General features: G+C 69.6%; 13 protein-coding genes. 7 read left to right on the top strand and 6 right to left on the bottom strand.

The window, feature by feature from the left end; all coding sequences use genetic code 11:
* The first annotated feature begins 22 nt into the window (after positions 1 to 22).
* From ACIBGM_RS23410 to ACIBGM_RS23400, 3 genes are read left to right on the top strand one after another with little or no spacing between them, the layout of a single operon-like run.
* Positions 23 to 382 carry a GntR family transcriptional regulator gene (locus ACIBGM_RS23410; RefSeq protein ID WP_360537280.1) on the top strand — a complete coding sequence of 120 codons (360 nt, stop codon included), beginning with the start codon at positions 23 to 25 and terminating at the stop codon, positions 380 to 382.
* Positions 382 to 1,338 (top strand): ATP-binding cassette domain-containing protein, encoded by a 957-nt coding sequence (locus tag ACIBGM_RS23405; protein ID WP_396386759.1) that lies wholly within the window; start codon positions 382 to 384, stop codon positions 1,336 to 1,338. Before ACIBGM_RS23410 ends, ACIBGM_RS23405 begins: the two co-directional genes overlap by 1 nt.
* A complete protein-coding gene (locus tag ACIBGM_RS23400; protein ID WP_360537276.1) occupies positions 1,335 to 2,108 on the top strand; it encodes a hypothetical protein in 774 nt (257 codons plus the stop codon). The genes ACIBGM_RS23405 and ACIBGM_RS23400 overlap by 4 nt, the downstream gene beginning before the upstream one ends.
* A gap of 453 nt (positions 2,109 to 2,561) precedes the next feature.
* On the opposite strand, the gene ACIBGM_RS23395 is transcribed toward ACIBGM_RS23400, so the two are convergent.
* From ACIBGM_RS23395 to ACIBGM_RS23380, 4 genes are all read right to left on the bottom strand, one after another.
* Positions 2,562 to 5,204 (bottom strand): glycogen debranching protein, encoded by a 2,643-nt coding sequence (locus ACIBGM_RS23395; protein WP_396386758.1) that lies wholly within the window; start codon positions 5,202 to 5,204, stop codon positions 2,562 to 2,564.
* Between the two features lie 37 nt (positions 5,205 to 5,241).
* On the bottom strand, positions 5,242 to 6,246 hold the full coding sequence (locus tag ACIBGM_RS23390; protein ID WP_396386757.1) for a LacI family DNA-binding transcriptional regulator: 1,005 nt from the start codon (positions 6,244 to 6,246) through the stop codon (positions 5,242 to 5,244).
* A 66-nt stretch (positions 6,247 to 6,312) separates the two neighbouring features.
* Positions 6,313 to 7,095: an LLM class flavin-dependent oxidoreductase gene (locus tag ACIBGM_RS23385; protein ID WP_396386756.1), complete on the bottom strand. Its 783-nt coding sequence runs from the start codon at positions 7,093 to 7,095 to the stop codon at positions 6,313 to 6,315.
* A gap of 33 nt (positions 7,096 to 7,128) precedes the next feature.
* Positions 7,129 to 7,869 (bottom strand): SDR family oxidoreductase, encoded by a 741-nt coding sequence (locus ACIBGM_RS23380; protein WP_360538602.1) that lies wholly within the window; start codon positions 7,867 to 7,869, stop codon positions 7,129 to 7,131.
* Positions 7,870 to 7,980: 111 nt separating this feature from the next.
* Here ACIBGM_RS23380 and ACIBGM_RS23375 point away from each other — a divergent pair, with 111 nt between their 5' ends.
* The 4 genes from ACIBGM_RS23375 to ACIBGM_RS23360 are packed head-to-tail and all read left to right on the top strand — an operon-like array spanning position 7,981 to position 11,110.
* Entirely contained in the window at positions 7,981 to 9,477 is a 1,497-nt protein-coding gene (locus ACIBGM_RS23375) for an AlkA N-terminal domain-containing protein (protein WP_396386755.1), read from the top strand.
* Positions 9,478 to 9,479: 2 nt separating this feature from the next.
* Complete coding sequence (locus ACIBGM_RS23370; RefSeq protein WP_396386754.1) at positions 9,480 to 10,034, top strand: GNAT family N-acetyltransferase; 555 nt, start codon at positions 9,480 to 9,482, stop codon at positions 10,032 to 10,034.
* Complete coding sequence (locus ACIBGM_RS23365) at positions 10,031 to 10,519, top strand: methylated-DNA--[protein]-cysteine S-methyltransferase (protein ID WP_396386753.1); 489 nt, start codon at positions 10,031 to 10,033, stop codon at positions 10,517 to 10,519. Before ACIBGM_RS23370 ends, ACIBGM_RS23365 begins: the two co-directional genes overlap by 4 nt.
* A 27-nt stretch (positions 10,520 to 10,546) precedes the next feature.
* Positions 10,547 to 11,110 (top strand): YdeI/OmpD-associated family protein, encoded by a 564-nt coding sequence (locus ACIBGM_RS23360; protein WP_360538614.1) that lies wholly within the window; start codon positions 10,547 to 10,549, stop codon positions 11,108 to 11,110.
* A gap of 97 nt (positions 11,111 to 11,207) precedes the next feature.
* Here the strand turns inward: ACIBGM_RS23360 and ACIBGM_RS23355 are convergent, their stop codons facing one another.
* Entirely contained in the window at positions 11,208 to 12,422 is a 1,215-nt protein-coding gene (locus tag ACIBGM_RS23355) for a cation:proton antiporter (protein WP_360538616.1), read from the bottom strand.
* 1 nt (position 12,423) lies between these two features.
* A complete protein-coding gene (locus tag ACIBGM_RS23350) occupies positions 12,424 to 12,909 on the bottom strand; it encodes a cation:proton antiporter regulatory subunit (RefSeq protein ID WP_396386752.1) in 486 nt (161 codons plus the stop codon).
* Positions 12,910 to 13,072: the final 163 nt, after the last annotated feature.

Raw genomic sequence — 13,072 nt, 5'->3', positions numbered from 1 at the left:
CGTCGGTGAGAGGAGGGCCGGGATGTTCGACGACCGGAGTCCGATCTACCTGCAGATCGCCGAGCAGATCAAGAACGACATCGTCACCGGCGCCCTCGCCGAGGACGAGCAGGTGATGTCGACGAACCAGTACGCCGCGTTCTACCGGATCAACCCGGCCACCGCGGCGAAAGGGTTCGCCCAGCTGGTCGACGAGGGCGTGCTCTACAAGAAGCGCGGGATCGGGATGTTCGTCAGCCCGAACGCGCGCGAGCTCCTCCGCACCGGCCGGCGTGACTCGTTCTTCGCCGACGTGGTCGACCCGATGATCCGGGAGGCCAAGGCGATCGGCGTACCGCTCAAGGACGTCGTCCAGCACATCCGAACCTACGGGGACGCGTGATGACCAACCGCACCTTGGAAACCACCGAGCTCGTGCGTACGACGGACACCGAGCCACCGCTCGCGGCCCGGACAGAGAACCTCTCGGTCCGGTTCGCCGGTGAGCCCGCGCTGGACCGGCTCGACCTGCGACTGGCGCCCGGCAAGATCCACGGCCTGCTCGGCCGCAACGGCTCCGGCAAGAGCACCCTGGCCGCGACGCTGGCCGGCTTCCGGCAGCCGGACGAGGGCCGCGTCCTGATCGAGGGCGGCCACCTCGGTACGGCGGCCGAGCCCTACGAGGACGCGGTCGTCACCAGCCGGATCTGCCTGATCCGCGAGTCGGGCGACCTGGTCGCGTCGGCGCCCGTCAAACACGTGCTCGGTCTCGCCGCCAGCCTGCGACCGTACTGGGACAGCGAGCTCGCCGGTGACCTGCTGGACCGCTTCGAGGTGCCGACCGGCAAGAAGGTGCACAAGCTGTCCCGCGGTAAGAAGTCCGCGCTCGGCGTCGTGCTCGGGCTGGCCAGCCGCGCGCCGCTGACGATCTTCGACGAGACCTACCTCGGCATGGACGTGCCGTCCCGCAACCTGTTCTACGACGCGCTGCTCGCCGACTACACCGAGGTCCCGCGCACGATCGTCCTGTCGACCCACCTGGTCAGCGAGGTCAGCACGATGCTCGAGGAGGTCGTCATCCTGGACAGCGGCCGCCTGGTCACCCAGTCGCCGGTGGACTCGCTGCGCGGTCGTGGGGCCTCGATCGTCGGGCCGGCGGCTGCGGTCGACAGGTTCACCGCCGGGCTCACCGTGCTCGCGGAGGATCGGCTCGGCGGCACCAAGTCGACCACCGTGCTGGGCGACCTCGACCCCGACCTGGTCGCCCAGGCGAGTGCCGCCGGGCTCGAGATCGGGCCGGTGGGACTGCAGGACCTCTTCGTGCACCTGACGTCGAACGGCAAGGGGGCCCGCGCGTGACCACGCTCGACGAGGCGGCACCGGCGTACGCGCTGCCGCGCGGAACCACCGCGACGCACCGGCTGCGGCAAGTGCTGCTGGCGATGGTGGTCGGCACCCGGCCGGCAGTGCTCGGGTACTGGGTCGTGATGCTGGTGTCGTTCACCGCGATCGGCGTCGGCTTCCTGATCGCCACCGGCGGGCTCGACCAAAGCATGTGGGACTTCGGCACCCAGTCGCCGAAGTACTTCTCGATGGCGATGGGCATCACGCTGACGCCGGGCTTCTTCACGTTGCTGATCGCGCAAGGTGTCACCCGGCGGATGTTCTCCGTTGCCGCGGGCATCTATCTCACCGGCGCCGCGCTCGCGACCGCGGCGTTGTGGGTGCTCGTGTACCAGGTCGAGCACGCCGTCTACAGCTCGCAGGGGTGGTCGCAGGCCCTGCAGAACCCGCACCTGTTCACCGACACCTCGCAGCGCGGGCTGATCTTCACCGAGTTCTTCCTGCTGATCCTGTCGCACGAGGCTGCCGGTTGGCTGCTCGGCATCACGTTCTACCGGTTCGGCTTCTGGCGCGGTGTGCTGATGCTGCCGCTCGCGGTGCTCCCGGCAGCGGCCGCCGAGTTCCTGTTGATCGCTCAGTGGCTCGCCGACGTGCTGAGCCGACTTGACTACCACCGTCCACCACTGGCCGTCGCCGCGCCGTCCATCCTGGTGGTCAGCGCCCTCGGGTGCTACGCGGGCTACCTGCTGCTGCGCCCGATGGGTCTCAAACCGTCGAAGAGTTGAGCCCAGTTATGCACAGGGGGTGTGTATAAGTCGGGGGATACCTGTGGATGGTTCCGGTATCACTGTGGACGACACGCAGTCGGTGGCGAATTGACGAAATCTCTCGGCAGGAAAGGGTTGTGCGGCCCCCGGCGACAGCGGTAAAAATATCGACACGCCGCTTCTGATCTGAGCGGCGGGTCGAACGGAAACCGAGGACCCTGGCGGTGGGGATCCCCACCGAGGTAGACCGGTGACGGGGTCTGCCGGCCCCACGGATTCGTTCGGGAGGCTGGAGACGTCACCTTCCTTCAGCTATTGCGGGGCCCCTCCGACTCATACTCGGAGGGGCCCCGCTTCCGTGCGCATGCGGCACCGGCCAGTCCGTAACCATGACGAAGCCGGCCGGCGCACAGGACGGATGTGCGCCGGCCGGCGGTTCGGGGCCCGGCAGGGTCAGGCCCCGAAGTTCAATCAGTTGAGTGTGATCTTCAGCGACGGCGACGAACCGCGCGCCGCCACGTGCACCTCCACTCCGCGCGTCGTGGTGACGAGCTGGTACGGCGCCGAGCGGCCGTCCAGCGTGACGCTCTTCACCGTCGCACCCGCCGGCAGGACGGCCCCGACCGTGAACTTCGCGCCGACCCCCTTGATCCGCACGTCGGTCCGCAACTCCTTGCCTGCAAGGCGTGCGGACACGTCGACGGATCCGCGACCGAGCCGGATGTTGCTACCGGCCACCTTCTGCTGGCCTTCCGGCAGTTGCGGGACCACCGCGACCTTGCCGTGCCCGAGATCCGGCGCGACACCGAGCTGCTGGTGCACGACCGGCCACAGGATGCCGTACGCGCCCCACGCCTGGAGCGACATCGAGCGGTCGTAGAACGGCCGGCCGATGTTCGCCGGCGAGTCGGGCGACGGCGCGATCTCCGGCATCGCGCCCGGCGTCTCCCAGACCGACGGGTCGAGCTGGATGCGCGCGTTGCCGGTCGTGTAGAACTGCTGCTGGTCCTCGCCCATCCGGCCGAAGTTGCCCTCAGCAACGGCCATGATCGCGGTGTTCAGGCCGAACATCGCCCGCTCGCTCTTCACCTGCGAGACGATCGGGTCACACGACGGTCCGGGGTTGCCGGCCGGGTCGGACGTCGGTCCGGTGCCGGTGTGGTAGAGCCCGAACTCTCCTGTGAAACAAGGCTTCTCGCGCTGCTCGAGGGCGATCTGCCCGTGCTCGGCCGAGGCCAGCGGGGACGCCGGCTGACCGGGCCGGGTCAGGACGGCCTCCATCGGCGTGACACCGATCCAGTGCCGCTGGAAGATCGGCGTGTTGTCGTTCGCCGGGTTCGCGGGGTCGTCGACCGAGTCGGCGTACCCCATCGCCTGCGGGACCCACCACTGCGCCTCGAAGCGGGACTCGAGGTCGTTCGCGCGGGCGGTCGCCCACTGCTGGACCGTCGTGTCGCCCTTGGAGGCGGCCAGGTCGGCCAGGTCGCGCAGACCGCGGGCGAGGTAGACGGTGCTGTCGAGCTTCTCGACACCCATGCCGGCCCGCTCGACGTTCGCCAGGCCCTCCGGCCAGCCGTCGCCGTCCTTGTCCAGCTCACGGTAGACGTACTGCAGGTTGCGGACGCTGAAGTCGTACATCGAGTCGCGGAACCGGTCGTCGCCGGTCCACCGCCACAGCAGCGCGACCGCGCTCGGGAACTTCACCGTCTCGTCGGTGTTGCCGGCACTCTGGTTGGAACCGAAGTACACGTCACCGGTCGGGACCACCTCGTGCGCGACCTTGCCGCTGCGGTTGTTGAGGATGTCGCTGATGTCCCGCAGCGCCCGCAAGTGCTCCTTCACGGTGTCGAACTGCCCGGCGGCGACGGCTGCGAAGGCCATGTACTCACCGTCGGTCGCGAAGATCCACGGGTAGTCCGGGAAGCCCGCGCCGAACCAGCGCGCCGCCTCGACGGTGCCTACCGGCGCCGGATAGTCCTTGCCCTCGTTGACGTCCCGGATGCGCAGGTTGCGTGCCTCCTGCACCGAGTCGGCGAGGTTCTGCTTGCTCCACTCGACGCTCTGCTGCAGTAGCCGATCACCAGGCAGGTCCACTGCAGACAGGTTGTCGATCTTCTGGCGGTCCCGGATCTTTGCCTTCAGCAACGCATCCGGGCTGCTCAGAGCTCGGCGGTACTCGCGCTGCGCGGCGGACGTCCCGTCGTCCGACCCGGCCACCGCGAACCAGATGGTCTTCGACTGACCCGCTGCCAGCTTGACGTCGTACGTGAGCCGGCCGCCGGTGCCCTTGCCGATCAGCGAGTCGTCGCAGCGGGCGGGCGTCGTACCGTCGGCCGGGCAGATCACTGCCGGGTCCTGCGGGCCGCGGTTGTTCGGGCTGAGGGCGTGGCTCGTCGGACGCAGGGACGATCCGACGAACGCGGCGTAGTTGTGCTCGGTCGCGTTCGGGTGCGACGGCGTGCCCTGCTCGCGGAAGCGCAGCGAGCCGTCCGCGTAGGCGCCCGTGTCCTGCAGGTTGGCGTTGGCCGCGCTCGGGGTGGTCCAGCCCCACGGGTACGACGCCATCAGCTCGGAGTGCGCGTCGACGTCGAGCTTGACCGTCTTCGCCGTATCGGACTGCAGCGTCAGGCCGACCAGTGTCGCCCGGATGCCGTCGGGGACGAAGTCGGTACGGCGGACGCTGACGTCGCCGGAGTAGTCGATGCGGCTGTAGCCGTGGCCGCTGGTGTACTTCTGCGCGGCCACGTCCTTGCCGAGCCAGGCGCCGTCGAGGCCGAACCACAGGCCGTCGAGGAGCTTGATCGGCTGGGTCCAGAAGCCGCCCATCTCACCGCGGATGTGCCACCCCGCGGCGGGGTAGAGGCCGGTCTCGTCGCCCATTGCGTAGGCGCGGTCGCCGACGACGAGTGAGCGTCGGTCGGCCAGTCTTGTCGTCTCGGAGAGCTCGGACGGTTGGACAGTCGGGCCGGCGGTCCCCTGCGGAGGGGTCGAGCCGGCGGTGGCGGAGGCGGTGCCGGCCAGGATGGTGGCTGCGGCGAGCAGCGTGACACCGGCCGTACGACGGGCCCGGCGCGGCGGGGCGGTGCTGCGTCTGACGGTTGGGCGGGGAGACATGGCGGGTCCTCCTTCTCGCGGCGCGCGTGCACCGCAATCAGCCAGGGGCTGAACTACCCCTGATCACCAGTTCGGGTTGCAGCAGGCGTTCGGTCGGCATGCCGTTCGACGTGCCGGTCAGGATGGAAATGAGCTCGGAGGCGATCTGGTCCATCGGCTGCCGGAGGCTGGTCAGCCCGGGGGAGACGACGGAGGCGAGCGGGGAGTCGTCGAAGCCGGTGACGCCGACGTCGGCGCCCGGGGTGAGCCCGCGGTCGCTCAGCTCGCGGTGCGCGCCGAGGGCGAGAATGTCGCTCAGGGCAACGATTCCGTCCGGCGGCTGGTCGCTGTCCAGCAGCGCGGCGGTGGCCCGGGCGCCTTCGTCGATGCTGTCCTCGCCGCAGCGCACGGCCAGGCCGGTGGTCGGCAGCCCGAGCTTCTTGCAGCGGTTGCGCCAGCCGGTCAGGCGGTCCTCGGCCAGGCCGGATGTCTTCGGCCAGCTGAGGAAGGCGATCCGGCGGCGGCCGGCGTCGTACAGGTGCTGCACGGCCAGCGCGGACCCCGCCGCGCCGTCGACGTCGACCCACGGTCCGGGCTGGGTGGTCTGCTTCCACACTCGCCCGAAGGACACGAACGGGATCTGCTTGTCCTTCAGCCAGCCGTGCCGCGGGTCGTGCGTCTCGGTCTGCGAGAGCACGAACCCGTCGACCAGGCGGCGCGCGTGCAGGTCGTCGTACACGGGCATGCCCTGGACGGCGGCCGGGGCGGTGAACAGCAGGATGTGCCGGCCGCTCGTCTCCGCCGCGGCGCAGAGCGCGTGCAGGAACTGGTCCATCACCAGGTGGGTCTGGTTCGGCCAGCTCGGGACGCAGTAGCCGATCAGCTCGACCGCGCTGGTGCGCAGGCTGCGGGCATTACGATTGGGCCGGTAGTTGAGCAGCTCGATCGAGCGATTGACCCGTTCGAGCGTGTCCGGCCGGAGGCGATGCGGTGCGTTCAAGGCATTCGACACCGTCTGCACCGACACCTCGGCATGCGCGGCGACCTGCTTCAACGTAGCCACCGCAACCTCCCACGAACATTTTGAACGTTAAAAACATCCGCAGTCTCTCTCCCGCCCCGCCCGGTGTCAACGCCTCGGCGGCCCCTGCCTGATGATCGCGAGGGCTTCCTCCGGCGGCCCGGGTGCGATCCACCGTCCCCACCAGGTTGCACCTGCCGCCGCGAACTCCGCAGGGTCACCACCGCTGACCTTGACGTCGAAGGGCCCGTCACGCTCGGCAAGCAACGCCCGTACGTCGTCCGGTGTGATCTGCTGTGGTGCGGAGGTCGAGCCCTTGTACGCGCAACTCCCGTCCCATCGCAGGATCCGGCGTCGTACGCCGGGCACCAGGAGGTTCCCGCCGACCCAGATGGGGATCCGCGGCGTCTGCACCGGCCGAGCCATCAGCTGCACCTGATCGAGCTGATAGTGGTTTCCGGCAAAGCTGAACGGCTCACCGGTCCACAGCCCGGCGATCACGTCGAGCCCTTCGTCCAGCATCTCGGCCAGTGCCTTCGGGTCGCCGTCGCCCATGAACGGGTCGCCGGGATCCCCGCTGCCGACCCCGAGCACGAACCGCCCGTTCGACAGGTGATCCAGTGCCACTGCCTCGGCCGCGACCTTCCAAGGCCGCCGCCGAGGCAGCGGTGTCACCGTCGTACCGATCCTGACCCGCGACGTGGCCATCGCCATTGCCGCCAGACAGATCCACGGGTCGTAGGTCGGCTGTGTGGTGTCGCCCTGGTAGACGAGGTAGTCCTCCAGGAACATCGCGTCCCAGCCGGAGGCCTCGGCTGCCCGCGCGAGCTCAGCGAGCCCGCGCGGGTCGCGGCCTGGACCGACCGCCCCAACTGTCACGGAGTAACGCATGCCGATGACGTTAGCCATCGGCGCCGACAACTCTCAGGCGGTGTGGCCGCCGTCGATGGTTAGTTCGGTGCCGGTGAGGAAGGCGGCGTTGGGGCCGGCCAGGTAGGTGATGGCGGCGGCGACCTCGGTGGGGGTGCCGAAGCGGTCGAGGGCCAGGTCGGCGATCTGGGGTTCGGCGAAGGGGCCGTCGGCGGGGTTCATGTCGGTGTCGATCGGGCCGGGCTGGACGACGTTCGACGTGATGCCGCGGGCGCCGAGTTCGCGGGCCAGGCCCTTGCTCAGGCCGACCAGTGCGGCCTTGCTCATCGCGTAGAGCGTCATGCCCGGGCTGGTGACACGACCCGCGGCGCAGCTGCCGAGGTGGATCAGCCGGCCGCCGTCGGACAGCCTCGGTACTGCGGCCTGCGCAGCCGCGTAGACGCCACGGATGTTCACCGCGAGCACCCGATCGACGTCGTCCAGGCTGAAGTCGGTCATCGGCCCGATCGCGCCGACGCCGGCGTTGTTGACCAGGATGTCGAGACCGCCAAGCCGTTCCGCGGCCTGCGCAACGCCGTCTGCCACTGCACTCGCATCAGCCGCATCCACCGGCAACGCGTACGCTCGCCGCCCGAGCGCCTCGATCTCCTTCACGACCTTCGCCGCCGCGTCCGGAGAGCTGTTGTAGGTCAGCGCGACATCGGCGCCGCGCTCGGCCAGGGCGATCGCGGTCGCCGCGCCGATTCCGCGGCTGCCACCGGTCACCAGTGCCTTCTTGCCAGTCAGTTCGTTCATGTCTTCCAGTCCACCCGGTGAGCCACCCGGACTCTGGCGGGAAAACGACCCGGGATCCTGGCGTCGTTTTCTCGCGATACCTCCATGTCGCAAAACCGCTAGAGACTGTCGGTGGCAGCAGGGATGCTGGACCACGTGTACGAGTGCAGAGAGCGGTGCATCCGCGCGGTCCAGTCGAAGGACGCGCGGTTCGACGGGTGGTTCTTCACCGCGGTGCTGACGACGAAGATCTACTGCCGGCCGAGTTGCCCGGTGGCGCCGCCGAAGGTGGAGAACATGCGGTTCTACCCGAGCGCCGCCGCCGCTCAGCAGGCCGGTTTCCGCGCCTGCAAGCGGTGCCGCCCGGACGCTAGCCCGGGTTCACCGGAGTGGAACGACCGCGCTGACCTCGTCGCCCGCGCGATGCGGCTGATCGCAGATGGCGTCGTCGACCGGGACGGCGTACCAGGACTGGCCGGCCAGCTTGGCTACAGCGTCCGCCAGGTGCAACGCCAGCTGCAGGCCGAGCTCGGCGCCGGTCCACTCGCGCTCGCCCGGGCTCAGCGTGCACAGACTGCGCGGCTGCTGATCGAGACCAGCGAGCTGCAGATGGCGGACGTCGCTTTCGCAGCCGGATTCTCCAGCGTGCGGACCTTCAACGAGACGGTCCAGGAAGTGTTCGCGCTCCCGCCGACCGAGCTGCGCCGAAGGGCCAAGAAAGGTACGGCGACCTCCGCACCGGGCACGATCTCGCTCCGGCTCCCGTTCCGCGCACCGCTGACACCGGACAACCTGTTCGGCCACTTGATCGCGACCGGCGTGCCGGGAGTGGAGGAGTGGCGCGACGGGCACTACCGGCGCACGCTGCGACTCCCGCACGGCCATGGAGTGGTCGCGCTGAAGCCGATGCCCGACCACATCGCCTGCCAGCTGTCGCTCACCGATCAGCGTGATCTCGCGATCGCGATCAGCCGGTGCCGCCGGATGCTCGACCTCGACGCCGACCCGGTCGCCGTCGACGACCTGCTGAGCAGCGATCCGGTGCTCGCGCCGCTGATCGTGAAGGCCCCCGGTCGCCGGGTTCCGCACACGGTCGACGGCGAGGAGTTCGCCGTCCGGGCGGTGCTCGGGCAGCAGGTGTCGACCGCGGCCGCGCGGACGCATGCGCATCGGCTGGTCCTGCAGCACGGCGAGCCGATCGACGACGCGGCCGGTGGGCTCACGCATCTGTTCCCGACCATGGAGGCGCTGGCCGGGCTCGATCCGGAGACGCTGGCGTTCCCGAAGTCCCGCCGTACGACGTTGATGACGTTGATCCGGACGCTGGCCGCCGGTGAGATCGACCTCGGGGCCGGCGCGGACTGGGACAGGGCGCGCGAGCAGTTGGCGGCCCTGCCAGGGATCGGGCCTTGGACGGTCGAGTCGATCGCGATGCGTGCGTTGGGTGACCCGGACGCCTTCGTGGCCAGTGATTTGGGTATCCGCTACGCGGCGCGTGATCTAGGCTTGCCCGAGGCCCCCAAACCACTGACCGCCCACGCGTTCGCGTGGCGGCCCTGGCGTGCCTACGCGGTGCAGTACTTGTGGGCCACCGGTGACCACGCCATCAACAAGATCCCCGCGGAGTGAGTATGACCGAGCTGACCACCGACCGTCTGCTGATGCGCCAGTGGCGCGAGTCCGACCGCGAGCCGTTCGCCGCGCTGAACGCCGACCCGGCGGTGATGGAGCACTTCCCGTCGCTGCAGAGCCGGGAAGTGAGCGACGCCCTGATCGACCGGAACACGACCGCGATCGACGAACGCGGCTGGGGTCTGTGGGCCCTCGAGGTGCGCGAGACCGGCAGGTTCATCGGCTTCACCGGACTGTCCGTGCCGAGTTTCGAGGCGCACTTCATGCCGGCGGTCGAGGTCGGCTGGCGACTTGCGAAAGAGGCCTGGGGCAACGGTTATGCGACCGAGGCGGCCCGGGCGGCGCTGGCTCATGGGTTCGGTCCGGCCGGGCTGGACGCGATCGTGTCGTTCACCGCGACCACCAACCTGCCGTCCCAGCGGGTGATGCAGCGGATCGGCATGACCCACGACGAGCCCGGGGACTTCGACCACCCGCGTTTGGAGGCCGGCCACCGACTCCAGCGTCACGTCTTCTACCGGATCGACCGCGCGCAGTGGGAGTCCACGCGGTGACGTATGCGTTGACGGACAGTCCCCTCGGCCCGCTCATGCTGGTCGAGGTCGACGACAAGCTCGCCGGTGTCTACATGGATCGGCACCGGCATCGCCCGCCGATGGAGACCTTCGGCGTCCGCGACGACTCGGTGCTGCCGGCCGTCGCCGAGCAACTGACCGAGTACTTCGAGCACGGCCGGACGACGTTCGACGTACCACTGCATCTGGCCGGCACACCCTTCCAGCAGCGCGTGTGGACCGCGCTCCAGGACATCCCGTACGGCGAGACGACGACGTACGGCGAGCTCGCCCGGACCCTCGGCCTCGTGCCGGGGGCATCGCGGGCGGTCGGGCTCGCCAACGGCAAGAATCCGATCAGCATCATCGTTCCCTGCCACCGCGTGGTCGGCTCGACCGGCAGCCTGACCGGGTACGGCGGCGGCCTCGAGCGCAAGCAAGCCCTGCTGGACCACGAACGCGGTCAGAAAGTGCTCATTGGTTGAGCACTTATCTGGCGCATGCTGTCAGGTATGAGCACGCTGACTGATGTGGACGCGCTGGAACTGACCGCCGGCGAGTGGCGGAGTTGGCTGGCCGCGAACGGGCGGACCGAGCGGTCGGTCTGGCTGGTGGTGCACCGGGACGCGGCCGGCCCGAACCTCGCGGAGGCGGTCGAGACCGCGTTGTGCTTCGGGTGGATCGACAGCAAGACCGTGAAGCGCGACGACAAGACGACGTACCAGTGCTTCACGCCACGGAACCCGCGGAGCACCTGGAGCAAGGTCAACCGCGACCGGGTCGAGCGCCTGACCGCGGCGGGCCGGATGGACCCGTCGGGTCAGGAGCTGATCGACCTGGCCAAGCGCACCGGCACCTGGGACCTGCTCGCCGACGCCCAGAACCTGATCGTCCCGGACGACCTCGCCGCGGCGCTCGCCGCGAAGCCCGAAGCCGACAAGCACTTCCGGGCCTTCCCGCCGTCGGCGAGGCGGGCGATCCTCGAGTGGATCACCCTTGCGAAGCGGCCGGAGACTCGTGCGCGCCGGATCGAGCAAACCGTCGCACAGGCAGCGCAGAACGTGCGCGCGCGCTGAACCCGCCGCGAGACCTCGGACACCATCTGGGGGCTCCTACACCTTGTCAGATGTCCGAGGTCCCCGGTTCCTGGCCGCGGTCCCCGGCGACCGTGGCTCAGGTGGGGGTGTTGGCGGGGTCGTCCAGGCGTTCGGCGGCGGGTGGGCCGGCGGCGGTCCGGCGAGCGGTGAGGCGGCGGGCGATCGGTTCGGTGTAGCGGGCGGCGATCGGGCCGAGGATGACCAGGATCAGCACGTACGCCGTCGCCAGCGGACCGAGCCGTGGTTCGACCCCCACCGCCAGGCCGGCGATCACGATCGAGAACTCTCCGCGCGCGACCAGAGTGCCACCGGCCCGCCAGCGCCCGGCCGTGCCCACGCCGGCCCGGCGCGCCGCGAACCAGCCGGTGGCGACCTTGGTCAGCGTGGTCACCAGCGCGAGCCCGAGCGCGATCGCGAGCACCGGCGGGATCGCCCGCGGATCCGTGCTCAACCCGAAGAACACGAAGAACACCGCGGCGAACAGGTCCCGCAGCGGGCTGAGCAGGTTCCGCGCGCCGTGCGCGACCTCACCCGACAACGCGATCCCGACCAGGAACGCGCCCACAGCCGCCGACACCTGCAGTTGCTGTGCGATCCCCGCGACGAGCAACGTCAGTCCGAGTACGACGAGCAGCAGCATCTCCGGGTTGTCCGACGAGACCGCTCGGCTGATCACCCGTCCGTAGCGCAGGGCAACGAACAGCACGACGCTGACTGTGCCGAGCGAGATCAGCAACGTGATGCTGCCGCCCGCGAGCCCGACACCCGCGAGCAGCGCGGTCAGGATCGGCAGGTAGACCGCCATCGACAGGTCCTCGAGCACCAGGATCCCCAGCACCACCGGGGTCTCCCGGTTGCCGAGCCGGCCGAAGTCGCCGAGCACCTTGGCGATCACGCCCGACGACGAGATCCAGGTGACGCCGGCCAGTGCGACCGCGGCGACCGGGCCCCAGCCGAGCAGCAGCGCGACGGCTGCGCCCGGCAACGCGTTGAGCAGGAAGTCCACGGCACCCGAGACGTACTGCGTCTTCAGCGTGCCGACCAGGTCCGACGCGGTGTACTCGAGGCCGAGCAGCAACAGCAGCAGGATGACGCCGATCTCGGCGCCGGTCGCGACGAACTCCTCACTCGCGGCCAGTGGCAGCAGCCCGCCGTGCCCGAAGGCCAGGCCGGCCAGCAGGTAGAGCGGGATAGGCGAGAACCCGAACCGGGACGCGATCCGGCCGAGGATGCCGAGGGCAAGGATGACCGCGCCCAGCTCGATCAGCAGGGCGGTGATGTCCTCGTGCATCTCACCCTCCCGCGATCAGGTCGTACACGGCGTCGACGCCCTCGCGGGTGCCGACCACGACCAGGGTGTCGCCGGTCGCGAACCGGAAGTCCGGCGTCGGCGACGGGGTCGCGCCGGTGCGGCGTAGTACCGCCACGATGGAGGCGCCGGTCCGGCTGCGGGCCTGGGTGTCACCCAGCGTGCGGCCCGAGTACGGCGACTTGGCCGTGATCGGGATGTGCTCGGTGATCAGGTCGATCTCGATCTCGTTGCGGACCGGGTCGAGCGGCGCCGGGATCAGCAGCGCGGACAGCGCGGCCGCCTCACCGGGATCCAGCGGGACCGAGTCCTTGCAGTTGTCGTCGTCGTCGGGATCGTGGAACCCCAGGAACCGCCGGCCGTCGTTGTGCACGACCACGGAGACGTGCTTGCCGCCGTCGGTGATCAGGTCGTACCGGGTGCCGATTCCGGGCAACGTCGTCCTGGTCGGGTGGGCCTGCTGGTCCATGGTTCCTCGATCCCGCGATAGATGGCGTCTGCAACCATTCTTTCAGTTCAACCACCCCCGCGCCGAGGTGATTCCGCCCTCCCTCTCCTCCCCTTCTTTCCTTCCCTCAGCGCCCACCGGCGGATTGCTGTGATCTGACTTGCAAACAGGTGCACTGCAACGA

It is taken from the genome of Kribbella sp. NPDC050470 (genome assembly GCF_044458365.1).
GTDB lineage: Bacteria > Actinomycetota > Actinomycetes > Propionibacteriales > Kribbellaceae > Kribbella.
Note: the sequence above shows the minus strand (reverse complement) of the source record. Positions and strands in the feature narration are given on the sequence as shown.

What these genes read in the sequence shown, in the direction of transcription:
- ACIBGM_RS23395 (WP_396386758.1), bottom strand. Translation starts at nt 5,204, where the DNA reads ATGTCTCCCCGCCCAACCGTCAGACGCAGCACCGCCCCGCCGCGCCGG.
- ACIBGM_RS23360 (WP_360538614.1), top strand. Translation starts at nt 10,547, where the DNA reads ATGAGCACGCTGACTGATGTGGACGCGCTGGAACTGACCGCCGGCGAG.
- ACIBGM_RS23370 (WP_396386754.1), top strand. Translation starts at nt 9,480, where the DNA reads ATGACCGAGCTGACCACCGACCGTCTGCTGATGCGCCAGTGGCGCGAG.
- ACIBGM_RS23355 (WP_360538616.1), bottom strand. Translation starts at nt 12,422, where the DNA reads ATGCACGAGGACATCACCGCCCTGCTGATCGAGCTGGGCGCGGTCATC.
- ACIBGM_RS23410 (WP_360537280.1), top strand. Translation starts at nt 23, where the DNA reads ATGTTCGACGACCGGAGTCCGATCTACCTGCAGATCGCCGAGCAGATC.
- ACIBGM_RS23405 (WP_396386759.1), top strand. Translation starts at nt 382, where the DNA reads ATGACCAACCGCACCTTGGAAACCACCGAGCTCGTGCGTACGACGGAC.
- ACIBGM_RS23380 (WP_360538602.1), bottom strand. Translation starts at nt 7,869, where the DNA reads ATGAACGAACTGACTGGCAAGAAGGCACTGGTGACCGGTGGCAGCCGC.
- ACIBGM_RS23350 (WP_396386752.1), bottom strand. Translation starts at nt 12,909, where the DNA reads ATGGACCAGCAGGCCCACCCGACCAGGACGACGTTGCCCGGAATCGGC.
- ACIBGM_RS23385 (WP_396386756.1), bottom strand. Translation starts at nt 7,095, where the DNA reads ATGCGTTACTCCGTGACAGTTGGGGCGGTCGGTCCAGGCCGCGACCCG.